The 22,652-nt window shown below is 70.3% G+C and carries 21 protein-coding genes and 1 pseudogene; 11 read left to right on the forward strand and 11 right to left on the reverse strand.

Annotation, left to right across the window (positions count from 1 at the left end):
- Positions 1-17 precede the first annotated feature (17 nt).
- Positions 18-365 carry a DUF7882 family protein gene (locus AC07VM_RS03900; RefSeq protein ID WP_267415789.1) on the reverse strand — a complete coding sequence of 116 codons (348 nt, stop codon included), beginning with the start codon at positions 363-365 and terminating at the stop codon, positions 18-20.
- A 152-nt stretch (positions 366-517) separates the two neighbouring features.
- Here AC07VM_RS03900 and AC07VM_RS03905 point away from each other — a divergent pair, with 152 nt between their 5' ends.
- Genes AC07VM_RS03905 through AC07VM_RS03915 form a run of 3 tightly spaced genes read left to right on the forward strand, consistent with a single transcriptional unit; the run spans position 518 to position 1,946 of the window.
- Complete coding sequence (locus AC07VM_RS03905; RefSeq protein ID WP_267415790.1) at positions 518-997, forward strand: FHA domain-containing protein; 480 nt, start codon at positions 518-520, stop codon at positions 995-997.
- Complete coding sequence (locus AC07VM_RS03910; protein WP_494910044.1) at positions 994-1,407, forward strand: CBS domain-containing protein; 414 nt, start codon at positions 994-996, stop codon at positions 1,405-1,407. Before AC07VM_RS03905 ends, AC07VM_RS03910 begins: the two co-directional genes overlap by 4 nt.
- Complete coding sequence (locus tag AC07VM_RS03915; protein WP_494910045.1) at positions 1,404-1,946, forward strand: CinA family protein; 543 nt, start codon at positions 1,404-1,406, stop codon at positions 1,944-1,946. Before AC07VM_RS03910 ends, AC07VM_RS03915 begins: the two co-directional genes overlap by 4 nt.
- 8 nt (positions 1,947-1,954) lie before the next feature.
- On the opposite strand, the gene AC07VM_RS03920 is transcribed toward AC07VM_RS03915, so the two are convergent.
- From AC07VM_RS03920 to AC07VM_RS03945, 6 genes are all read right to left on the reverse strand, one after another.
- Entirely contained in the window at positions 1,955-3,043 is a 1,089-nt protein-coding gene (locus AC07VM_RS03920; protein WP_494910046.1) for an alcohol dehydrogenase catalytic domain-containing protein, read from the reverse strand.
- 10 nt (positions 3,044-3,053) lie between these two features.
- Entirely contained in the window at positions 3,054-3,761 is a 708-nt protein-coding gene (locus AC07VM_RS03925; protein ID WP_494910047.1) for an HAD family hydrolase, read from the reverse strand.
- A complete protein-coding gene (locus AC07VM_RS03930) occupies positions 3,758-4,897 on the reverse strand; it encodes a TIGR03364 family FAD-dependent oxidoreductase (RefSeq protein ID WP_494910048.1) in 1,140 nt (379 codons plus the stop codon). The genes AC07VM_RS03925 and AC07VM_RS03930 overlap by 4 nt, the downstream gene beginning before the upstream one ends.
- Positions 4,894-6,651, reverse strand: a complete 1,758-nt coding sequence (phnE, locus tag AC07VM_RS03935) for a phosphonate ABC transporter, permease protein PhnE (protein WP_494910049.1) — start codon at positions 6,649-6,651, stop codon at positions 4,894-4,896. The genes AC07VM_RS03930 and phnE overlap by 4 nt, the downstream gene beginning before the upstream one ends.
- Entirely contained in the window at positions 6,648-7,472 is an 825-nt protein-coding gene (gene phnC / locus AC07VM_RS03940) for a phosphonate ABC transporter ATP-binding protein (protein WP_267415798.1), read from the reverse strand. The genes phnE and phnC overlap by 4 nt, the downstream gene beginning before the upstream one ends.
- Positions 7,473-7,591: 119 nt before the next feature.
- Positions 7,592-8,521, reverse strand: a complete 930-nt coding sequence (locus AC07VM_RS03945; protein WP_494910050.1) for a phosphate/phosphite/phosphonate ABC transporter substrate-binding protein — start codon at positions 8,519-8,521, stop codon at positions 7,592-7,594.
- Positions 8,522-8,690: 169 nt separating this feature from the next.
- Here AC07VM_RS03945 and AC07VM_RS03950 point away from each other — a divergent pair, with 169 nt between their 5' ends.
- Entirely contained in the window at positions 8,691-9,434 is a 744-nt protein-coding gene (locus AC07VM_RS03950; protein ID WP_267415800.1) for a GntR family transcriptional regulator, read from the forward strand.
- A gap of 251 nt (positions 9,435-9,685) precedes the next feature.
- On the opposite strand, the gene AC07VM_RS03955 is transcribed toward AC07VM_RS03950, so the two are convergent.
- Positions 9,686-10,756, reverse strand: coding sequence for a sensor histidine kinase (locus AC07VM_RS03955; RefSeq protein ID WP_494910051.1), 1,071 nt, complete (start codon positions 10,754-10,756; stop codon positions 9,686-9,688).
- Positions 10,757-11,054: 298 nt separating this feature from the next.
- On the opposite strand from AC07VM_RS03955, the gene AC07VM_RS03960 reads away from it, so the two are divergent.
- On the forward strand, positions 11,055-11,711 hold the full coding sequence (locus AC07VM_RS03960; protein ID WP_267415802.1) for a response regulator: 657 nt from the start codon (positions 11,055-11,057) through the stop codon (positions 11,709-11,711).
- A gap of 20 nt (positions 11,712-11,731) precedes the next feature.
- Complete coding sequence (gene secA2, locus AC07VM_RS03965) at positions 11,732-14,068, forward strand: accessory Sec system translocase SecA2 (protein WP_494910052.1); 2,337 nt, start codon at positions 11,732-11,734, stop codon at positions 14,066-14,068.
- Positions 14,069-14,323: 255 nt separating this feature from the next.
- On the opposite strand, the pseudogene AC07VM_RS03970 reads toward secA2, so the two are convergent.
- Positions 14,324-15,529 (reverse strand): annotated as a pseudogene (locus AC07VM_RS03970) (DUF222 domain-containing protein); the annotation flags it as partial.
- Positions 15,530-15,638: 109 nt separating this feature from the next.
- Positions 15,639-16,502, reverse strand: a complete 864-nt coding sequence (locus AC07VM_RS03975) for an EamA family transporter (protein WP_494910053.1) — start codon at positions 16,500-16,502, stop codon at positions 15,639-15,641.
- Positions 16,503-16,771: 269 nt separating this feature from the next.
- Here AC07VM_RS03975 and AC07VM_RS03980 point away from each other — a divergent pair, with 269 nt between their 5' ends.
- The 3 genes from AC07VM_RS03980 to AC07VM_RS03990 all read left to right on the forward strand — a co-directional run bounded on the left by AC07VM_RS03980 (position 16,772) and on the right by AC07VM_RS03990 (position 20,143).
- Entirely contained in the window at positions 16,772-18,055 is a 1,284-nt protein-coding gene (locus AC07VM_RS03980) for a M18 family aminopeptidase (protein ID WP_494910054.1), read from the forward strand.
- A gap of 61 nt (positions 18,056-18,116) precedes the next feature.
- Positions 18,117-19,559: a purine-cytosine permease family protein gene (locus AC07VM_RS03985; RefSeq protein WP_267415806.1), complete on the forward strand. Its 1,443-nt coding sequence runs from the start codon at positions 18,117-18,119 to the stop codon at positions 19,557-19,559.
- On the forward strand, positions 19,556-20,143 hold the full coding sequence (locus AC07VM_RS03990; protein ID WP_494910055.1) for a cysteine hydrolase family protein: 588 nt from the start codon (positions 19,556-19,558) through the stop codon (positions 20,141-20,143). The genes AC07VM_RS03985 and AC07VM_RS03990 overlap by 4 nt, the downstream gene beginning before the upstream one ends.
- Positions 20,144-20,162: 19 nt before the next feature.
- Here AC07VM_RS03990 and AC07VM_RS03995 read toward each other — a convergent pair whose 3' ends face one another.
- The gene (locus AC07VM_RS03995; RefSeq protein ID WP_494910056.1) at positions 20,163-20,873 is read right to left on the reverse strand and encodes an MBL fold metallo-hydrolase; all 711 of its coding nucleotides are present in this window, start codon (positions 20,871-20,873) and stop codon (positions 20,163-20,165) included.
- An 80-nt stretch (positions 20,874-20,953) separates the two neighbouring features.
- Between AC07VM_RS03995 and AC07VM_RS04000 the strand changes: the two genes are divergently transcribed.
- Together AC07VM_RS04000 and AC07VM_RS04005 are read left to right on the forward strand one after the other, a co-directional pair.
- Positions 20,954-21,478, forward strand: coding sequence for a TetR/AcrR family transcriptional regulator (locus tag AC07VM_RS04000; protein ID WP_494910057.1), 525 nt, complete (start codon positions 20,954-20,956; stop codon positions 21,476-21,478).
- Positions 21,479-21,550: 72 nt separating this feature from the next.
- Positions 21,551-22,606 (forward strand): alpha/beta hydrolase, encoded by a 1,056-nt coding sequence (locus AC07VM_RS04005; protein ID WP_494910058.1) that lies wholly within the window; start codon positions 21,551-21,553, stop codon positions 22,604-22,606.
- Positions 22,607-22,652 lie beyond the last annotated feature (46 nt).

The raw sequence follows: 22,652 nt of genomic DNA on the forward strand, positions 1-22,652 counted from the left end.
GCTTCAGGTGTTCGGGGTCAGAGCGGAGGCGTGACCGGGACCTCTCCGCCGCCGGGCTCGTCGCCCGCCTCGGCGGGTTCGGGCACGAGGTACAGCCCGCTCGGGGCGTTCGCGGTGAAGGCGAGCGCCTCGATCCATGCGCGGTTGATGGAGGGCTGACGGCTGCCGAAGTACTTGAAGACGAGGGAGCTGCCGGGCTGGATCCACACCGTCGTGCGCCCGCCGCCGACGCTCGCATCCTCGCGCCAGCTGAACGGGAACGGCTCGCCTCGGCGCAGCTTCGCGGTGATGACGAGCTGCAGATGAGTGAGAGCGCGATCCTCGATCTCGGTCTTGACTCCGCCTTCGTAGACGAACTTTCCCATTCCATGCTCCTTGGTTCTCTGTCGCACCGGGACAGGGGCTTGCCCCCATTCTCGCGCATGCGGGGTCGAACCATCGACGGCGGAAGTCAACCCCCTCGGCGGAACCTGACGCGGGTCCTAACGTCGGAGTCCCAGCTCGAGGAGGCACTGCCATGAACGCACGACACATCGACGACCGTCCCGACGAGGGCTACACCCCGACCACCACGCACGCCCAGTGGGGCGCGGGCAATCCGCGACTGCGGATCACGCGCGACGACGAGCGCACCGAGTTCGCGCTCGAGGCCGATGTGGTGCGGATCGGCTCCGCCGACGGCAACGAGCTCCGGCTGCCCGAGACCGACCCCGTGCACGCCACGATCACGCACGACGACCGGGACGAGTACGTGCTCACGCTGCACGGCGAGGGTGAGACGAACGCCAGCCTGGGGGCGGATGCGACCCACCCCGGCGACGACTCCGAGACGCTCCGCACCGGCGCGCACTTCACGGCGGGCCCGTGGACGCTCGTGTTCGCCCGTGACGAGTTCGCCGATCACGGACGGCCCTTCGGAGGCCGATCGGGCGGCGAGTACTCCGACCAGCCGCTGCAGCCTCCGCGCCCGGACTACGACGAAGGCGAAGAGCGATGACGACCACGCGCGACCTCATGACCCCGAGCCCGCGCTGCATCGGTGTGAACGACTCGCTGCGCATCGCGGCGTCGGTCATGGCCGACCTCGATGTCGGCGCGCTGCCCATCTGCGGCGAGGACAGCCGACTCAAGGGCATGCTCACGGATCGCGACATCGTGGTCGGGGCCATCGCCCTGGGGATGGATCCGGAGACGACCCCGGCGGAGGCGCTCGCGAAGGGCAAGCCGATCACCGTGGACGCCGACGACGACATCCGCGTGGCGCTCGACCGGATGCAGGAGAACCAGATACGTCGGCTCCCCGTGATCGACGACCATCGGCTGGTCGGCATCGTCAGCCAGGCCGACATCGCCCGCTCGCTGTCCGCCGCCACGACCGGCAAGACCGTGGAGAGCATCTCGCGGTGACCGGGCAGGACGACCGCTCTCAGCCGCCCGGGTCCGATGGCCCGAGTGCCCTCGAGCACCTGAGCCGGCTCGCGGTCGAGCGACGCGTGCGCGTGGGCGTCGCGGAGTCCCTCACGTCCGGCCGTCTCGCGAGCACGGTCGGCGCCGGCGACGACGCGTCCGACTGGTTCGCCGGGGGCATCGTGACCTATCTGACCGACGTGAAGGAGCGCGTCCTCGGCGTGGCGCCCGGGACCGATCCCTGCTCCGCCGAGTGCGCCGAGCAGCTCGCCCGGGGCGCACTCCGCCTCTTCGACGCCGACCTCTGCGTGTCGACCACCGGGGTCGGCGGCCCCGGTGGTCAGGGCGGCCACCCCGCCGGGACCGTGTACCTGGGATGGGCGACCGCGGACGGCGTCGGCCATCGACGGCTGGCGCTGGTCGGGGACCCGGAGGAGGTCCTGGTCGCGAGCGTCGACGCCGCCGTCCGACTGCTCGCCTTCCACGCGGAGGGCCTGCGCCCGCTCGGACCCCGCCGCGGTGGGCGGAGCCCCGAGTAGAGCGGTCGTCAGGTGCCGGGCAGCAGCCCGATCCGCAGCGGAGCCCCCGGCGCCGCCGCCTCCCCGAGCGCCGCGTCGATGTCGGAGAGGGCGCGCACGGCGCCGACCGCATCGCCGAAGGGGTACGCCCGCCCGCGCCCGGCGAGGAACGCGACCGCCTCGGCCAGCTCGGCCCCCGTGTAGTTGTGGATGCCGGCGACCGTGACCAGGCGCCGCACGATGCTCTCCGCGTCGAACGGGACCGGGTCGGCCGGGAACACGCTGCCGACGAGCACGACCGTCCCGCCGACCGCCACCCCCGCGAGGGCCTCGCCCACCGCGTGCCCCGACGCCTCGATCACGACGTCCGGGTCGCGGTCGAGACTCGTCGCGCCGAACCGTGCCGCGAGCGCGCGCCGCTCCGCATTCGGATCGAGCACCTCGACCGTCGCACCCTCTTCCGCGGCGATGGCCGCGGCGGAGAGTCCGACCAGCCCCGCGCCGTGGATCCGCACGGCCGCACCGTCGAGGTCGCGGTCCTTCGCCGCCCGCGCCACCGCGGCCCAGGCGGTCGCGGTCGCGCACCCCGCGGGCGCGAGGACGGATGCCGGCAGCGCCTCGGGCACGCGGACGATGGCCGTCCCCTCCCGCAGCTGCACGTGGCTCGCGAACGCCCCGGTGAGATCGCCGTGCGCGCCGACCCGATCGTGGCCGTACTTGCCCAGGGCGCGGCACTTCTGCGGCATCCCCTGCAGGCAGCGGTCGCAGCTCGCGCACGAGATCGTCACCGACCACACCACACGGTCGCCGATGCGCAGCGGGGTCCCGTCGACCGTGTGCGCGCCGGTGTCCCCGGTCGCGATCACGCGCCCGACGCTCTCGTGACCGAGCACGAGCGGCGTCGGAGCCGGGCGACGCCCCTGCACGGTGTGCACGTCCGAACCGCAGATGGTCGACATCTCGACCGCGACGAGCACGTCGCCGTCGGCGAGCGCGACCCCCGGGACGGCGATCGTCTCGTGCGGGTGGCCTTCGCCGATCCACACCATCGCGGTCGCCGCCGGGCGCAGGGCGACGTCTCGGTGGTGGCCGGGAGGACGGATCAGCAGGGTTCCCATGTCGGCCCGCTCAGGAGGCCGCGACGAGCGGGAGCAGCTCGCGCTGGACGAGCACGTCGCGCAGGGCGGTGATGTCGCTGAGCACGGCATCGGCACCCGCGCCGCTGAGGGCCGGACGGTCGTGGGCACCGGTGAGCACACCCGCGACGAAGCCCGCACCGGCCCGACGCCCCGACTCGACATCGCTCACGGTGTCTCCGGCGACCGCGACGGCCGCGACGGAGGAGGTCTGCGTGCGCAGCAGCGCGCTGAGCACGAGGTCGGGCGCGGGGCGTCCGCGACCGGCGTCGATCGGCGACAGCGCCAGGTCGATGAGTCCGTGCCAGCCGAGGCCGTCGAGCAGCGCCTCGCGCGTGACCGGCGCGAAGCCCGTGGTGAGCACGACCTTCAGCCCGGCATCCTTGAGTCCCTGGATCGCGTCGGCCGCGCCGGGGATCTCCGAGACGCCCTGCTCCGCGACGATCTCGGCGTAGGCACCCTCGAAGGCGGCGGTCGCGCGCTCCGCCGCGACGACGTCGCCGCCGGCGAGATGCGTGAAGACGTCGATCTTCGACTGCCCCATGGTCACGCGCACGTAGTCGAGCGCTTCGGCCCACGGCATCCGGTCGGCGACGCCGGTGCGCTCGGCGGCGCGCTGGAACGCCTGCTCCACGACGCCGTCGTCGAGCACCGTGGTTCCCGCCATGTCGAGGACGACGAGTTCGAGAGGAGTGGTCATGATGTTCCTTCCATTGCTGCCGCCCACCCGAAGGCGGCGGTGAGATTCTGTTCGGCGAGCCCCAGTCCCGTGGTCATCCCGATGCCGGTGGTCGCAGCGAGCACGAGCACGCCGTCGTCGCCCCGGTCGATCAGGAACTCCTGCCGGCCCTTCGCGTACACGCCCTGCCAGCGCTCGAGCACGCGGGGTGCCGGCGCATCGAACAGCGCCTCCGCCTCGGTGAGGAACGCGGAGAAGGCGGCCTCGGGCTGGAACGGCGCCGGCGCGACGGCCGTGGTGTGCGAGTCGCCGATGATGAGCGTGCCGTCGGGCAGCTGCGTGTACATCTGGTTGAGGTCGATCGCGGCGAGGTCGGGGCGCTCGGCGTGCAGACGTTCCCGCAGCGCGGTGGCCTCCGGTCCGTCCGAGAACCGGCCGTAGCGCACGAGCGACCAGCCGGTGAGCAGCGGTGCGGCGAGCGGATGCCGGAACGACACCGCCGCCCGCATCATGTCGAGGGCGCAGCGCACGACCCCGTGGCGTTCGGCGACGTCGGGCAGCAGCTGATCGATGTCGTGGTTCACGGCGACGACGACGCTCGCGCAGCTGATCGGACCGCGGGTGGTGTCCACACGACCCTCCCCCACCGCGGTGACGGCGGTGCGGAAGCGGAACTCCACGCCCCGCTCCGCCAGGTGCCGGACGATCGCGTCGGCCGCCGTGCGCGGATCGGTCTGCAGGTCGGTCTCGATGTGCGCGCCGCCGACGAGCCCCTCGGAACGGAGCGGTGCGAGGCGCAGGAGCTCGGCGGCCTCCAGCATCCGGATGCCGCCGTCACGGGCCGCGGCCTCGAGCACGGCGAGCTCGTCGTCGTGGCGGGCCGCGACGAGTGTGCCCGACTCGCGCAGCCAGAAGCCCGCATCCTGGGAGAGACGCAGCCACAGGTCGCGCGAGGCGTCGGCGTAGCGTCGCGCCTCCCCGCCCTGCGCACCGATGCAGAGGTGCCCGAAGTTGCGGATCGTGGCGCCGATCGGCGCCTCGGTGCGGTCGACCACGATCACGCGCAGACCGCGCCGCACCGCCGCGTAGGCCGCACCGAGACCGACGATGCCGGAGCCGACCACGACGAGGTCGGCCGTGTCGAGGGGACGATTCATCGGAACACCTTCCGCATCCACATGGCCAGCCCTTCGACGACGAGCACGGTGGCGAGGATCATCAGCACGATCGCCGTCACGGTCTCGTAGCGCGAGCCCTGGCTGGCGTTGAGCAGGTAGTAGCCGACACCTCCGCCGCCGACGATGCCGAGGATCGTCGCCGCGCGGATGTTCGTGTCGAGCATGTAGAAGCTGTGGCCGATGAGCGCCTGCATGCCCTGCGGCACGGTGGCCGAGGTGTAGGTCTGCAGACGTGTCGCCCCGACGGCGCGCAGCGCGCGCTCGGGGCCGCGGTCCACCTCTTCGAACGAGTCGGCGATGAGCTTGCCGAGCAGGCCGATGCCGCCGATCGCGAGGGCGATGACGCCGGCCTGCGCACCGAGGCCGGTGATGACCACGAGCACGATCGCGAGGATCAGCTCCGGGATGCCGCGGATGCCGACGAGCAGCAGTCTCGCCGTGCCCCGCGCCCCCGAGCTCGGAGCGACGTTGCGGGCCGCGAGCGAGCCGAGCACGAGCGACGGGAGCAGGGTGAGCACGGTCGCGGCGAGGGCGATGGCGACGGTGTCGCGCATGGCCTGGAACATGGTGCTCGCGTCGTAGTTGCCGAACGAGGGCGGCCAGAACTTCGCGGCGACCTCGGGCAGCTTGGCCCAGAAGGTGAGGAGGTCCATCCAGTTGATCTGGCTCACCACGACGCTGCCGATCACCACGAGCACGGCGACGACGCCGGCGATCGTGTGTCGCACGCGCTGCGCGGTCCAGGGCCGACGCACGGCCGACTCCGGACTGGCCGCCCAGGCCGGGCGCCCCGCGGGAGCTGCGGCGGCGCTCGCTCCGAGACGCGGGTGCAGGAGGCGGTCCATCCACGAGCGGGTGTGCTTCTGCTCGCCGAGCATCGCCCCTCGGACCATGCTGGAGATGATCTCCATGACGATGCAGAGGACGAAGATGACCAGCGCGATGCCGAGGCCCTTGCCGTAGTTGAGCGACTTGAAGGCGTACGACATCTCGAGGCCGAGCCCGGCGACGCCGACGTAGCCGAGCACGACGCTGCCGCGCAGGTTGATGTCGTTGCGGTGCAGCACGGTGGCCACCCAGCTGGGCAGCACCTGCGGCAGGATGCCGGACGTGAACTCCTGCATCTTCGAACCGCCGGCCGCCCGGATGGCGAGACGGGGGCCTTCGTCGATCTGCTCGATCGCGTCGGCGAACATCTTCGAGATCATGCCGATCGAGTGGATGCCGATGGCGAGGATGCCGGGAAGCGTGCCGAGCGAGAACATCAGCACGAACGCCATCGCGAGCACGACGTCGGGGAGGGCGCGCGTGAGGACGCCGACGAAGCGGGCAGCGGCGCGCCACCCGTTCCCCGGCGTCGTGTTCGAGGCGGCGAGGTAGGCGATCGGCACCGACAGCACGGCGGCGAGCAGCGTGCCCACGAGCACCAGGCCCACCGTGAGCGCGATCAGCCAGGCGAGGTCGCCGGGCTCGGGGAACGTGAGGCCGCCGACGCGCGCCATGAAGTTCTCGGCGTTGCCCCAGCTCTGCACCATCGCCGGGATCGAGATGTCGACGTCGCGGACGGCGAGGATGCCGAGCACCACGAGGGCTACGAGCGTGAGGGATGCCGCGATCCGCTCCGGCGAGATCGGGCGCTTCGGGGCGCGCTCCGCGACACCGCGTCCGCCGCCCTGAGGCGCAGATCCGCCACCGTGGATCGCGGAGTCCGTCGAGGCGTCCAGAGCCGTCATGATGCCGCCACCTGGGCCGCGGCTTCCACGAGCTCCTCCTGCACGGCACGGATCTCGGCGGTCGTGGTCGCGACGCGTCCGTAGATCTCCATGACCTCGGCCTTGGTGAGGTCACCGGTCGGGGTGTCCAGCACGACCTCGCCGTGACGCAGGCCGACGATGCGGTCGGCCCACGAGATGGCGAGGTCGACCTGGTGCAGGCTGCACACCACGGTGAGGCCCTCGTCGGCGGCGATCTCGCGGATCAGCGCCATGACCTGCTCGCTCGACTCGGGGTCGAGCGACGCGACCGGCTCGTCCGCGAGCAGGATCGCCGGCTTCTGCATGAGGGCGCGGGCGATGGCCACCCGCTGCTGCTGTCCGCCCGAGAGCGTGTCGCTGCGCTGGTAGGCGCGGTCGAGCAGTCCGACGCGGTCGAGGTGCTCGAGCGCGGTGAGCTTCGAGGCCCGCGAGTAGCCCCAGAGGCCGAGACGCGGTCCGCGCACACCGGACAGGGAGCCGGTGAGCACGTTCTCGAGCACCGTGAGCGACGGCACGAGCTCGAACTGCTGGAAGATGAAGCCGACGCGGCTGCGGAGATCGCGCAGCGCCCTCCCCTTGAGCGCGGGGACCTGGGACCCGAGCACCTCGACGGAGCCGGACGTGGGGATCTCGAGGCCGTCGAGATGCCGCAGCAGGGTGGACTTCCCCGAGCCGGACAGCCCGAGGAGCACGACGATCTCGCCGCGGGAGACCTCCAGCGAGGCGTCCTTCAGGGCGGTCGTCGTCCCGAAGGTCTTCGTCACGCCGTCGAGACGGATGAGGGCGTCGGATGCAGTCATGTCAGTTTCCTGTCGGTCTTCCGGTCGTGGAGCGAGCGAAGCTTCCCGGTCGTGGAGCGAGCGAAGCGAGTCGAAACGCCCCACCCGGCGCGAGACGCCGGGTGGGGCGGTTCAGCGGGTCAGGCCTTGCACTGCTCCGCTTCGGTCTCCTTGCAGATGTCGCGGATCAGGTCGTAGTACGCGTCGTCGACGGGCTTCGTGGCGTAGAACACGCTGCGGAAGGCGTCGGAGTCGGCGCTGTCGATGCCGGCGGCGATGATGTCGTCGATCGTGATCTCGGAGAGGCCGTCGATGAGCTTCTTCGACACGTCGTCGGGAAGCGTGGACGAGTAGACGAGCGGCGCACCGGGGACCATCGTCTCGTCGATGACCTTGACCTTGTCGGACTTGGCGACCTCGGAGTCCTCGGCGAAGCCCGCCTCGCACTCGACGCCTTCGCCGACCTTGGTGACGCTCACGTCGTGCTTGCCCGCGAACACCGGGGTGATGTCGGTCTTGGGGTCGACGCCCGCCTTGAGGAGGTTGTACGACGGGAAGAGGTAGCCGGAGGTCGAGGACGGGTCGACGAAGCAGACCTTCTTGCCCTTGAAGTCCTCGAGGCTCTTGATGTCGCTGTCCACGGGGACGATCGCCTGCGAGTAGTAGCCCGGCTCCTGGCCCTCGGCGGTGACGATCGAGGAGATCGGGGTGAGCTTGGCGCCGTTGTTGGTGGCGGTGACGTACGTGAAGCCGGAGAACGACGCGACGTCGACCTTGCCGGCGACGGCGGCCTCGATGAGGGCGGCGTAGTCGGTCGACTCGTGGTACTCGACCGTCTTGCCGGTGATCTCGGCGATGTAGTCCATGAGGGGCTGGTAGTTCGTCTCGGTGTCGACCGAGTCGGGGACGACGCCGAAGACGAGCGTGTTCTCGTCGACCGCGAACCCGCTGGTGGAGGACGACTCGTCGGCGCCGGGGGTGCCGGACGCGTCAGCCGAGCCGGAACACGCGGCGAGGCCGAGGGCGAGGAGCGCGACGCCGGCGAGGGCGGGGAGAGCGCGAAGCTTCATGAGGACCTTTCAGGGTGTGAGGGGTGATCCACGGAAGACTCTCGCAGGTGCTGAGCCGAGATATGTACCTAACTCGGAAGAGTTCAGGGCTCGTTTACCCAGCATTAGCCTGGATGAACACTCCTGTAACGTGCTCACGCCGGACGGGCTGACGAAGTAATGTACCTATGTGGCCGAAGCTGTGTACACCCAGATCGCTGACGACCTCCGCGCGCAGATCGCGGCCGGAACGCTCCGCCCGGGCGATGACGTGCCCACCGAGGCCGAGCTCGCCGAGAGGTGGCGCACATCGCGCGGCCCGATCCGCAACGCCCTGGCCGCCCTGCGCGGCGAGGGTCTGCTCGAGACGAGCCGAGGGCGCCCGGCGCGGGTCGTCGCCCGCAAGGCCAACCAGGCCGTGGACGTGTCCGTCCCGTTCACCCGCTGGGCGCGCGAACTCGGCGTCGCGCCCGGCGCGCAGACGCAGGAGTTGAGCCTGAGGCGCGCCGGCGACATGGCGGCGGCCCTCGGCGTCGAGCCGACCGACACGATCGTGAGCGTGGTGCGGCTGCGCCTGCTCGACGGCCGGCCGACCATGCTCGAGCGCCTCAACTACACGGAGGCCGTCGGGCGCCGACTGTTCGAGGTGAACCTCGACGAGATCTCCATCACGGAGTACCTGTCGTCGGTCGGCCACCCGATCGTCACACTGCAGCACGTCATCGACGCGGTGGCTGCCGATGAGCAGGACGCCGCGCTGCTGCGGGTGCCGCGCGGGACTCCCATCCTGCGGCTCAACCGCACCTCCCGCGATGCCGAGGGGAGGATCTTCGAGGCCTCCGAGGATCGCTACCTGAGCGAGGTGGTGCGCTTCACGGTGGCCGCATCCGGCATCTCGACCGACGGCCACTACATGCGGGCGGTCGGCGCGTAGCGAGCGGGAGAGCCGCCGCGGAGAGCCGGAGAATCGGCCCGTTAACGCAGAAGGCGATCGCGAGCGCGCAAGTGTTTCAGAAGCCAGAAAGACCGCGCCCGCGATCGCAGCGCTGGGGACGCTTTATCTGGGGAGCCTCCAGATTACGGGAGCGGGCAAGCGCTTCTGAAGAGTCGAACGTCGAGACTCTCCTAGACTTTCGTCCAGGGTCTCGGAGACGGAGAAAAAGCGCGCCCCCACACTCTAGGGCATCACACGACCGGAAGACGTGCCGACACGACCCAATGTCCCTCGACCTCTCCGGCGCTGAACTCGCCGCTCGCGCCCATGACGCGCTCGGCCATGCGGCTGAGGCCGGTACGGCTGGAGGAGAGCTCGCGGCGCGGTGTCGTCGGGAGCGGGCTGCGCAACGTGAGGTGCGCCACCTCGTCGTCGACGTGGAGAAGGATCTCCACCTGGCCCGGACCTGCGTACTTGAGGATGTTGGTCGCGGACTCGCGCACGATGCGCGCGAGGACGATCTCGACCGCCCGCGGGATCCGCTCGTCGGCGGGGTCTCCTTCTCGGACCACGGTGTGGCCGGCCGACTGGAATTCTCCCTGCGCCTCGTCGATCGCCTCGGCGAGGTCGCCGGTCTGCACACTCGACGACTGCGGTCCGTCGTCGGCGAGCTCGATCACGAAGCGGAGATCGGTCATGGCCTTGCGGGCCGCGACGCGGATCGCCTCTTGCGAGTCGCTGCTCGTCTGCGGGTCTTCGAGCATCTGCACGTGCAGCGACACCACCGTGAGGTGGTGCGCGATGCTGTCGTGCAGTTCGCCGGCGATCCATCGTCGCTCGGCGAGTACGGCCTGACGCTCCTGCTCGGCCGCCGCTTCGAGTTCACCTTCCAGTCGGCGTCCGCGAGCGAACGCCAGTCGCAGAGCGAGCCCGACTGCTCCCGCCACTGTCGCGAAGATGAGGTAGATGCCCACATTCACAGGAACCTCGGAATCGCCGTAGGCGATGACGCCGGTGGCGACGAGGAACCCTGCTGTGTAGGACAGGATCAAGGATGTCCACCCGAGCCGCATGACCAAGGCAGCAGCGAATGCCGCCGTGATCAACACCTGGGTCTCCGTTCCGGTGAGGAAGGAGAGCCCCAAGGCCGCCCCCAGCGCGCATGTCGCGATGAGTGGGGACCACAGGTAGAGGGCGAACACGGCCGATGAGGCGATGCTCACCGCGGAGGTGAACGGGTTGACGTTCGGATCGGTGAAGAGTCCGATGACGTCGACGGCGATCATCACGCAGATGATCGCGAGGATGACGATGCGTTCCACACGGCTGAGCCGCTCGCCTCGACCGAGTCGGAAGATATCGGGCGTTGCCCGAGTCGACTGGTCAAAGGCCATGGTGCACTATCTCCTATATGCCAGCTATCCTAGCGGTAGAGACCAAAAAGCTTGCCAACCTGCTGCCAGAAAGACATAGGATTCACCTCCATTTACTAGCCGTTCGTTGATGTCTGTATTCATCTTCTCGGCGAATCCCCGCGGGCACATCGGACTCTGGTCCAGACCTTTTTGGCCAAAGGTCTACATCGCTCTCGCGCGTCGCGCGCGCCGTTAGGCTTCCCCCATGCAGGAAATCCGTGTCGTGATCGTCGATGACGATCCCCTCGTGCGCTCAGCGCTGTCGCACTTCGTCTCCCGCGACCCCGAGATCTCCGTGATCGCGCAGGCGGAGGACGGGATCGAGGCGATCGCGACCGTCGAGAGAGAGCAGCCCGACGTCGTGATGATGGACGTCCAGATGCCCGAGATGGACGGCATCGAGGCCACCGGCGTGATCGCCGAGCGCTGGCCGCACGTCCGCGTCCTCGCGGTCACCACCCTCGACGGCAGTGACACCGTGCTCCCGATGCTGAGCGCCGGCGCCTCCGGCTACCTGCTCAAGGACTCCAGCGCGGAGGAGATCGTCACCGGCGTGCGGGAGGTGCACAGCGGGGCGAGCTCGCTGTCCCCGCGCATCGCGTCGATGCTCATCAAGCACGTGCGCGACTCCACCCCGGTCGCGGCCGACGTGGATGCCCTCGAACCGCTCACCGAGCGCGAGGCCGAGGTGCTGCAGTGTCTCGCCCAGGGGATGTCCAACGCAGAGATCGCCAAGGCGCTGATCGTCTCGGAGGGCACCGTGAAGGCGCACCTCGGTCGCATGATGTCGAAGTGGCACCTGCGCGACCGCGTGCAGATCCTGGTCACGGCCGCGCACGCCGGACTGGTCAGCTTCCGCTGAGACGCGGTTCGGACACGACGATGAGGCCGCCCGTTCCCGGATGGGCCGCTCATCTCCTCGGGCTCCCGGGGGCGGTGTCGTTCCGCCGATACCTGCCGATCGTCCGCGCCGCGGGCACGCTCGGAGAGCGGATGCGGGCGCTGGACGACGCTGCTCTCCGGGCTGAGGCCGGATCGCTCGACCTCCGCACCGGCGTCCGGCAGCTGCCGCCGGACGCGACCGCCCGGTATCTCGCGATCGCGCGCGAAGCGGCCGATCGCACACTCGGCCTGCGGGCGTTCGACGAGCAGCTCCTCGCGTGCTGCGCGTTGCTGTCCGGCCACGCCGTGGAGATGGACACCGGCGAGGGCAAGACCCTGGTCGGCGCTCTCGCGGCCGCGGGGTTCGCGACCGCGGGCAGACGGGTGCACGTGATCTCGGTCAACGACTATCTCGCCGAACGCGACGCCACCTGGATGGGTGCCTTCTTCGGTCTGGTCGGGGTGAGCGTGGGCTGGGTCGGCCAGCACACCCCTCCGGAGGATCGGCGCACCGCCTATCGATCTGACGTCGTCTACGCGCCCGTGAGCGAGATCGGGTTCGACGTGCTCCGCGATCGCTTCGCCGTCGCCGACGACGAACGGGTCGGACCGGTGTTCGACGCGGCGATCGTCGACGAGGTGGATGCGGTGATGATCGACGAGGCGATGGTCCCCCTCGTCCTCGCGGGCGCCACGGACGATCAGGCGGACCCGTTCGAGGAGGCCACGGCGCTCGTGGAGAGCCTCGTGCCGGACGCGGACTTCACGGTGGACGGCGAACAGGCGACCGTGAGCCTGACCGACGACGGGCTCGACCGGGTGGAGGAGCGGCTCGGCGGGATCAACCTCTACAACCTGGAGCATCTCGGCATGCTCACCCGCATCAACCTCGCCCTGCACGCGCGGGTCCTCGTCCACCGCGACGTGGACTATCTGGTGACGGACGGCAGGATCACCCTGATCAACACCACGCGAGGGCGGACAGCGCACCTGCAGCGCTGGCCCGACGGGCTCCACGCCGCGCTCGAGGCGAAGGAACACCTCGCCGCGTCCGCTCCCGGCGCGATCCTCGACCAGATCACGGTCCAGGACCTCCTCCTCCGCTACGAGACCCGATCGGGGATGAGCGGCACGGTCACCGCGGTGGCGGAGGACCTCCTCGAGTTCTACCGCCTGCCGGCGGGCAGGGTCGAACGCCACGAGCCGAACCGTCGGGTCGACGGACCGGATGTCATCGTCATGAGCGAGGACGAGAAGACCGCGGCCGTGATCGAGGAGATCGCCGCACGCCACCGCTCGGGACAACCGGTGCTGGTCGGCACCCAGAGTGTCGCCGAATCCGAGACGCTCGCCGATCGCCTCCGCGCGACGGGCATCCCGGTGCGGGTGCTCAACGCGAAGAACGATGCGGAGGAAGCGGCCATCATCGCCCGCGCGGGCGAATACGCGGCCGTGACGATCTCGACGCAGATGTCCGGGCGCGGCACGGACATCAGGCTCGGCGGCCCCGACGAGGAGGACCGCGACCGCACGGTGGGAGCCGGGGGTCTCGCCGTGATCGCGACCGGCAGATACCCCTCACGCCGTCTCGACGCACAGCTCCGCGGGCGCGCGGGACGGCAGGGCGACCCGGGTGTCAGCCGCACCTTCCTCAGCCTCGACGACGACCTCGTGCGGATGCATGCGACCGCCGAGATGCTCGCCCGCATCGACCGTCAGCGGAACGCCCTGCCCGACCTCGAGCGCCGGCGCATCGCCGACCAGTGCCAGTCGATCGCCGAGAGCATGCGCACCGACCGTCATCGTGCGACCTGGGTCTACAACCGCGCCATCGCGGCACAGCGCGACGCCGTGCTGCGGCACCGGAGCGACGTCGTCGACGGAGATGTCTCCGACGCCCGGATGCGCGAGCTCGTCCCCGAGCAGTGGCGCCGACTCGTGGCGGCCCGGGGCGCGGATGCCGTGTCCGAGACCGCGCGCGCCGTCGCGGTGCACTTCCTGGACGAGCAGTGGGTCACGCACCTCATGGTCCTCCAGGAGCTGCGCGACGGCATCCACCTCCGCGCCCTCGGTGGCGAGAAACCGGCCGACGAGTTCCACCGGCTCGCACTCCGCGAGTTCCAGGGCTTCTTCGACGGCGCGTACGGCAGCACCGCGGACTTCCTCCGCGAACTCACCCCGGACGACGTCGGACGCGACCTCGTGGATCTGGGCCTCCGCCGGCCGTCGGCCACCTGGACCTACATGGTCACCGATGACCCCTACGGCTCCCCTGGCGACCGCTTCGTCCGCCGAATCGGGAAGTTCGTCCGCTCCCGACTCCTCGACCTGGAGTAGCCGGAGGGAGCGCTGCGGCGCGCGCCAGCGACGGTCCGGGTCCCACCATGCGGGTCCGCGGATCTGCGGGATGCCCCTGTCCATCCGGATCTCCCATCCCGACCGGTCCAGCGAGCGGTGGTGCCACCAGCACAACGGCACACCGTTGTCGGTGTGCGTCTCGCCACCCCTGGCGTGCTCGATCACATGATGGATCTCGCACCAGGAAGCGGGAACATGGCACCCGGGTATCAGGCATTCACGATCACGGGCGACGATGGCACGCCGCTGATGAACCGTGAAAACCCGGTCGGTCACGGACACACCGATGATGCGTCCCGCATCGAGGAGCACACGCTGGATCGCCCCGCCGCACGCGGCCTGTCTCGCCACCCCGAGGGGGACAGGAGCCTGCGAGCCGGCGATTGTCGACCACCCTGCTCCTGTCGCGATGTCCTTCACATCCGCCTGCACCACCAGAGTGGGTGCGGCGCCGGCCAGCTTCGGCATCTCATCGTGACGAGCTGCGATCCCCATCGCCGCGGCCAGCGCATCGTGACGCTTCTGCGCCGCGGTGCGGGCATCGATCACGGCGCGCGGATCGGTGTTCCACGGATCCGTGTTCCACGGATCTGTGTTCCCAGGATCGGTGTTCCCGGGATCGCCTTCGGCCGCCACGGCGTCGGAGTCTCGGAACACGACGCCCGGCTGCGGCGGACCGTCGGTCTTCGGATTGCACTGCGCGTCGATGATGAGTTGCAGCTGCGCCGCGGCATCCGGCAGCAGATTCCCTCGGAGCGGGTGCACGCCGTCGCGCAACCGCCCGACCGTCACGAACCGCTGCTGTTGCGCCCGGAGGTCGGAGGGCTCCGCGCCATCAGGGTCGAGGGCCATCGCCAAGGCCTGCGCGAACTGACGGATGTCGTCCGGCGTCGCCGGCGGCGCCGTACCAGCATCGGCATCGGCATCGGCATCGGCATCGGCATCGGCATCGGCAGGACACCCGCGCGCGAACGCGGCGAGCGCGGCATCCGCCGTCAACCGGTCGGTGACGCCGATCCGATCCCCGGCCTGATCGATCGGTCCGGTCGCCGCGAGAACCCCGGCCACCCCGATCGCACCGTCGAGGAGTGCCTCACGAACCTCGGGGTAGCGTGCAGGAAGCCGCTCCCCCGACGACAACGCCACCTCACGTCGCACGGCGGATGCCGCCTTGAGCATCTTCGATGCACCGGGAGCGTCGACCCGCGCCACCCGCTGCAGAAGCTCGTTCGTCGAGCGGCAGCCGAAGCCGTCGGAGAACCGCGGCTCGGCCGAGGCCACCGTCGCCACGATCACCGCCTCCACGCGGCGGAGCGCGTCACCCGCAGCGCGCAGGGCGTCCATCCGCTCGGCATCCGTGAGCGCGGTGAACACATCGACGGACAGCACGCGATCGAGATCGGCGACGACCTGATCCACAGCATCCGCGAGGGAGTTCATACCCTCGATTCAACGCCGGGCCACGGACATTCCGCCCCCGAAACAGCCCTGTTCAGCAGCCCTTTTGCGGAATATCGGAATGCAGTCGAACAGAGCCGGCGCCCCACGCTCACAGCGCGAGCAGCACGATCCCCGCGACCACCACGAGGGACGCGCCGATCCGCCACCACGGCTTCGACTCCCGCAGGACGAACACCCCGAACAGGCTCACCAGCACGACACTCACCTCGCGCAGTGGCGCGACCAGCGCGACCGGCGCGATCTGGATCGCCGTCAGCACCAGGATGTAGGACAGCGGCGACAGGATGCCGAACACGACGATGCGGCGCCACTGCGTGCGGCCCAGCGCCCAGACCGCTCCCCACCGGCGCCGGACCGCGATGGAGTAGAAGGGGATCTGCAGCAGCGTGGTGCCGACCATGAACGCGACCGGCGAGAGGTTCCAGGTGCGCACCGCGTGCGCATCCCAGATCGTGTAGATCGCGATCGTGACGCCGGTGAGCAGACCGAAGAGGATGCCGGGGTCGATGCGGCGGGCGCCGCCACCGCGTCCGCGGTCGACGAGTCCGATGGCCACCACACCGACGATCACGGCGGCGACGCCGATCAGCGCGATGAGCGAGGGCCTCTCGCCGAGCAGCAGCACCGCCACGATCACGGAGAGGAAGGGTCCGGTGCCGCGCGCGGTGGCGTACACCGTGGAGAGGTTGCCCTCCCGGTATCCGCGCTGCAGCACCGCCATGTAGCCGACGTGCAGCACCGAGGACACGACGACCCCGAGGGCGAACGACCAGAGATCGTCGGTGCCGAGGCCGCCGGTGAACGGGACGACCCCGACCCACACGAGGGTGCTGCCGACGGCGCCCCACCAGAGGAACGGCACCCCGGCCCTGCTGATGCCGTGGGCGATGATGTTCCACGCGGCGTGGGCGACCGCCGCCCCGAAGACGAGGACGAACGCGAGTGCCGACACGATGAGACCCTTCCGTTCGGCGCGGGCGCGACGAACAGGGTCCTCCGGGCTTTTGTCCTGTCAGATGACGGCCCTCCTGCGGAGGAGGACCGTGGCGCCGCTCGGACCAGGCGGGTGCGAGACCCCGGAACCCTAGGCGCTATCGAGGGCAACCCTAACGCGCGCGGATGAACAGACGGGAAACGGCCGCGCCGCGTTCTCCGGGCGGGGGGAGGGATCCCAGCGCCGCGAGTACGCTCGAAGCAAGCCCGTCTCCAGGAAGGCACTCCATGCCCGTCACCCCGGTCGCCCTCTCGCACGCCGAGGATCTCGCCGACTTCGTCGCCGCCTCGCCCTCCAGCTACCACGCAGCCGCCGAGGTCGCCCGCCGCCTGGAGGCCGCCGGGTTCACCCGGCTGCAGGAGGAGGACGCCTGGCCGACTCCCGCCGGAGGACGCTACGTCGTCGTCCGTGACGGTGCGACGATCGCCTGGACGGTCCCCGAGGATGCGACCGCCACGACGCCGGTGCAGATCTTCGGCGCGCACACCGACTCCCCCGGTTTCAAGCTCAAGCCGCAGCCGACCACCGGATCCCGCGGGTGGCTGCAGGCCGCCGTCGAGGTCTACGGCGGGCCGCTGCTGAACTCCTGGCTGGACCGCGAGCTGCGCCTGGCCGGACGCCTCGCCCTCGCCGACGGCCGCGTCGTGCTCGCCGACACCGGCCCCCTGCTGCGCCTGCCCCAGCTCGCGATCCACCTCGACCGCGGCGTCAACAACGGTCTCGCGCTCGACAAGCAGGTCGAGACGCAGCCGGTGTGGGGTCTGGGCGATGCGAGCGAGGCCGACATCCTCGCCGAGCTCGCCGCGTCCGCCGACGTCGCAGCCTCCGACGTCCGCGGCTACGACGTCGTGATCGCCGACTCGGCCCGCGGTGCGGTGTTCGGCAAGGACAGTGCCTTCTTCGCCTCGGCTCGCCTCGACGACCTCGCCTCCGTGCACGCCGGCGTGGTCGCCCTCGAAGCGCACGAGCCGGCAGCGGGAGGGCCGATCGCCGTGCTCGCGGCCTTCGACCACGAGGAGCTCGGATCGGAGTCGCGCTCCGGCGCGGCCGGACCGTTCCTGGAGGACGTGCTCGAGCGTCTCTACGCCGGGCTCGGGGCCGACGCCTCCCAGCGTCGCCAGGCCTATGCCTCGTCGTGGTGCCTGTCGAGCGACGTCGGTCACTCGGTGCACCCGAACTACGCCGCCAAGCACGACCCGGTGGTGCAGCCGGTCCTCGGTTCCGGTCCGATCCTCAAGATCAACGCCAACCAGCGGTATGCGACGGATGCGGTCGGAACCGCGTCCTGGCTGGCCTGGTGCGAGCGGGCGGGCGTGGCCACGCAGGAGTTCGTGTCGAACAACAGCGTGCCGTGCGGATCGACCATCGGCCCGATCACCGCGACCAGGCTCGGCATCCGCACGGTCGACGTCGGCATCCCGATCCTGTCGATGCACTCGGCGCGCGAGCTCGCGGGGGTCTCCGACCTGCATGACCTGACCCGCACCGCGCAGTCGTTCTTCGCCGGCTGAGTCGGTCGTCCCGCGGCGGCACATCCGCCCACCGGGGCCCCGGCAGTGCCAGGATGTCACCATGACGGACATCAAGCCGGCTCTCATCGAGCGCGCGGGCATCGAGATCATCCCCGAGTCCGAGCGGACCGCGAAGCCCCGCGACCTGTTCTGGCCATGGTTCGCCGCGAACGTGTCGGTGTTCGGCATGTCCTACGGATCGTTCGTGCTGGGCTTCGGGATCTCGTTCTGGCAGGCGACCCTGGTGTCGGTCATCGGCATCGTGGTGTCGTTCCTGCTGTGCGGGCTGATCGCGATCGCCGGCAAACGCGGCTCCGCCCCCACCATGGTGCTCTCCCGCGCGGCCTTCGGGGTGCAGGGCCAGAAGATCCCCGGCATCGTCTCGTGGCTCACCTCGATCGGGTGGGAGACGTTCCTCGCGATCATGGCTGTGCTCGCCACCGCGACGATCATCACGCAGCTCGGCGGCGACGGCGACAGCATCGCGCTGAAGATCATCGCCACCGTGATCGTCGCCGCCCTCATCGTCACGGCCTCCGTGCTCGGCTATCACACGATCATGAAGCTGCAGTCGGTACTGACGTGGGTCACCGGCGTCGTGACCGTGCTCTACATCATCCTGGCCGCACCGACCATCGACCTGAGCGCCGTGCTCGCCCGCCCCGACGGCGGCATCGGACAGGTGATCGGCGCGCTCGTCATGGTCATGACCGGGTTCGGGCTCGGGTGGATCAACATCGCCGCCGACTGGTCGCGGTACCAGAAGCGCACGGCATCCGACGGCGCGATCGTCGCCTGGAACACGATCGGCGGCTCGGTCGCCCCGGTGATCCTCGTGGTGTTCGGTCTGCTGCTCGCCGGGTCGAACGACGCGCTCCTCGCCGCAGTCCGGGACGACCCGATCGGCGCGCTCGCCTCGATCCTTCCTCCCTGGGTGCTCGTGCCGTTCCTGCTCACGGCCGTGCTCGCGCTCGTCTCGGGCGCGGTGCTGGGCATCTACTCCTCCGGGCTGACGCTGCTGAGCCTCGGCATCCGCATCCCCCGCCCCTCGGCCGCCGCGATCGACGGCGTGATCCTCACGATCGGCACGATCTTCGTGGTGTTCTTCGCGACCGACTTCCTCGGCCCGTTCCAGAGCTTCCTGATCACGCTCGGGGTGCCGCTGGCCTCCTGGGCCGGCATCCTGATCGCCGACATCCTCCGCCGCCGCAAGGACTACGACGAGGCGGCACTGTTCGACAGCCGCGGCCGCTACGGCGCCTGGGACTGGACCTCGATCGGCACCATGGTCGTCACCACGGTGATCGGCTGGGGACTGGTCGTGAACGGCTTCGCCGAAGACGCGCCCTGGAACAACTGGCAGGGCTACCTGCTCTTCCTCATCGGCGGACGCGACGGCGCCTGGGCGTTCGCGAACCTCGGAGTCTTCTTCGCGCTGGTCCTCTCGTTCCTCGTGACGTACTTCGCGCGCGCGGGGAAGATCCGTCGCCAGGAGAGCGCGTGACCTCTTCGACCGTCTCGGGAACCCCCGCTTCGGCAACCACGGCCCCCTGGCTCGTGGTGATCGATCCGCAGGCGATCTTCGCGTCCTCCGACTCCGCATGGGGGTCGCCGTTCTTCGCGGAGGCGATGCCGCGCATCCACGCCCTGGCCGCGACCTTCGGCGAGCGCGTGCTCGTGACCCGGTGGATGCCGACGGCCGACCGCTCCACGTCGTGGGGCGACTACTTCGCCGCCTGGCCGTTCGCGGATCAGCCTGCGGACGACCCGCTCTTCGACCTCGTCCCCGAAGCCGCCGCGCTGTCCCCGCATCCGACGATCGATCTTCCGACGTTCGGCAAGTGGGGCCCGCAGCTCGAGTCCGTCGTCGGGCACGGCGCGCGGGTGGTGCTCGCGGGGGTCGCCACGGACTGCTGCGTGATCTCGACGGCCCTGGCCGCGGCCGACGCCGGAGTGCACGTGACGATCGCGGCCGATGCGTGCGCCGGATCGACCGCCGAGAACCACGCGGCGGCGCTGCAGGTGATGGGCCTCTATCCGCCGCAGATCACGATCAGCGACTCGTCCGCGATCCTCGACGCGCGCTGAGCGGATTCCGCGCGGCGGTTCAGACCGACGCGCGGACGGCGGCGGCGATGTCGGCCGGCGTTCCGTGCCACGGAGCGCCGTGCCCCGGCAGCACCCAGGACGCCGAGACGGCCGCCAGGCGGTCGAGGGAGGCGAGTGCCTCCGCCGGCTCGTCCGTGAACGGCGCGGGCTGCGCACCGGTGCGCCCGGTGAGCACGTGACGTGTCGTCAGAGCGTCGCCGACGAACACGGCATCGGCAGCCGGGACGTGCACGGCGATGCTGCCCGGCGAGTGCCCAGGCATGCCGATCACGACCGGTGCGCCGGGCAGGTCGAGGACCTCGCCGTCCGCGACCTCGACCACCTCGGCGACGTGGTGCGTGCGCAGCGCGTTCTTGCGGATGCCGTAGGCGAAGAACCCGAGCGTCGGGCCGAGCCGCGCCGGCCCCATCGAGGTCTTGGGCTTCTCGCCGGTGCGGACGCGATGGCTGTCCGCGGCATGGATGAACACCGGCACGCCCGCTTCCCGACGCAGGCGCTCGGCGAAACCGATGTGGTCGCTGTCGCCGTGCGTCAGGACGAGGCCGCGGATGTCGGACAGCGGGCGCCCGAGATCGGCCAGCTCGCGCTGCAGGTCGTGCCAGTGGCCGGGGAGACCGGCGTCGATCAGGGTGATCCCCTCGGGCAGGTCGACCAGGTACGAGGCGACGATGTCGTTGCCGAGGCGGTGCAGGTGCGGTGCGAGCTTCATGGCGATCCTCTCGGGATGTTTGCGATGGCTACGTTACGTAGCTATCATGGCTATTGTCAATAGCCATCGAGGAGGGCGCGATGCCGACACCCGAACGCACGTCGATCGAGGAGATCGTCTCGGCCGGACGCGAGATCCTGGAGACGACCGGTCCCGCCGGCCTCACGATGCAGGCGGTCGCGACACGCGTGGGCGTGCGCGCACCCTCGCTGTACAAGCGGGTGCGCGATCGGGATGCCCTGCTGGCCGCGGTCGCCGCCGCGTCGATCGACGCGCTCACGGCACGGCTGGAGGCGGCGGGCGACGACCTGACCGCCCTCGCGAACGCCTACCGCTCGTTCGCGCACGAGCACCCGGAGGGCTTCCGCATCATGTTCACGGTGGCAGCCCCGCACGACGCCCTCGAGCGCTCGGCGGCGCCGCTGATCCACGCGGCATCCGCCCTCGTCGGGGAGGACGACGCCCTCGACGCGGCACGACTCCTCACCGCCTGGGCGACGGGCTTCCTGCAGATGGAGCTCTCCGGCGCCTTCCGACTCGGCGGCGACGTGGACCGCGCGTTCGACTACGGCCTGCGGAGGCTCCTCGCCGGCCTCACGGACTGAGGCCGCCCCCGCCCCGACCCTCCCCCGCGCACCGAACCGGAATGCTGCCACACTGAGCGGTGGGAGGGGTCCATGAGCATCGACGCGCACGCCGAAGAGTCCGCACGCCCGAAGAAGGCCCGAAAGCCCTGGCACCGGGCGAAGGTGGCGCTCGGGATCATCGTCGCCGTGGTCGCCGTGGTCGCGCTCATCGGAGCACTCACGCCGTGGCCCTCGGCCATGGTCATCCGGGCGGTGTTCACCAAGGGCGGCGAGGACACCGCCGCCGAGATGGATCGACACGTGCCCGACACGAAGCTCTCGGTGCAGAAGGACGTCGCCTACGGCGACGACGGCGCGGACACCACGATGGACGTCTTCCGCCCGGCATCCGCGACCGGCCCGCTGCCCACCGTGGTGTGGATCCACGGCGGAGCCTGGATCTCGGGCGCGAAGGAGAACGTCGACCCGTACATGCGTATCCTCGCCGCCGAGGGATACACGACCATCGCGGTCAACTACACGATCGGCCCGGAGGGCGTGTACCCCCTCGCCGTCCAGCAGCTCGACACCGCCCTCGCCTACATCGACGAGCACGCCGAGGAGCTGGACGTGGACGCGAACCAGATCGTCCTCGCCGGAGACTCCGCCGGCGGGCAGCTCGCCAGCCAGATGGCCACCCTGATCACGAGCCCCGACTATGCCGAGATCATGGACATCGCCCCCTCCCTCAAGCCCGAGCAGCTGGTGGCGACCGTCCTCAACTGCGGCGTGTACGACCTGTCGGCGCTCGCGCAGCTCGACGGCATCGCCGGATGGGGATTCAAGTCGGCCATGTGGGCGTACTCGGGCACCAAGACCTGGGCGGAGGACTCCACCGGCGCGACGATGTCGACCATCGACTGGGTCACCGCCGACTTCCCTGCCACGTACATCTCGGGCGGCAACGGCGACGGGCTCACCTGGCTGCAGTCGATCCCGATGGCCCAGCGCCTCGATGAGCTCGGCGTCGAGGTGACGACCCAGTTCTGGCCGGCGCCGCACGAGCCGCAGCTGCCCCACGAGTACCAGTTCCACCTCGACCTGCCCGATGCGCGGACCGCGCTGCAGAAGACCATCGACTTCCTCGACACGCACACGACCCGCTGACGCCGCCCTTCCCTCTGCCGCACGAACATTTCACACCTGTGACGAG

It is taken from the genome of Microbacterium sp. GW821-FHT01D02 (assembly GCF_059422585.1).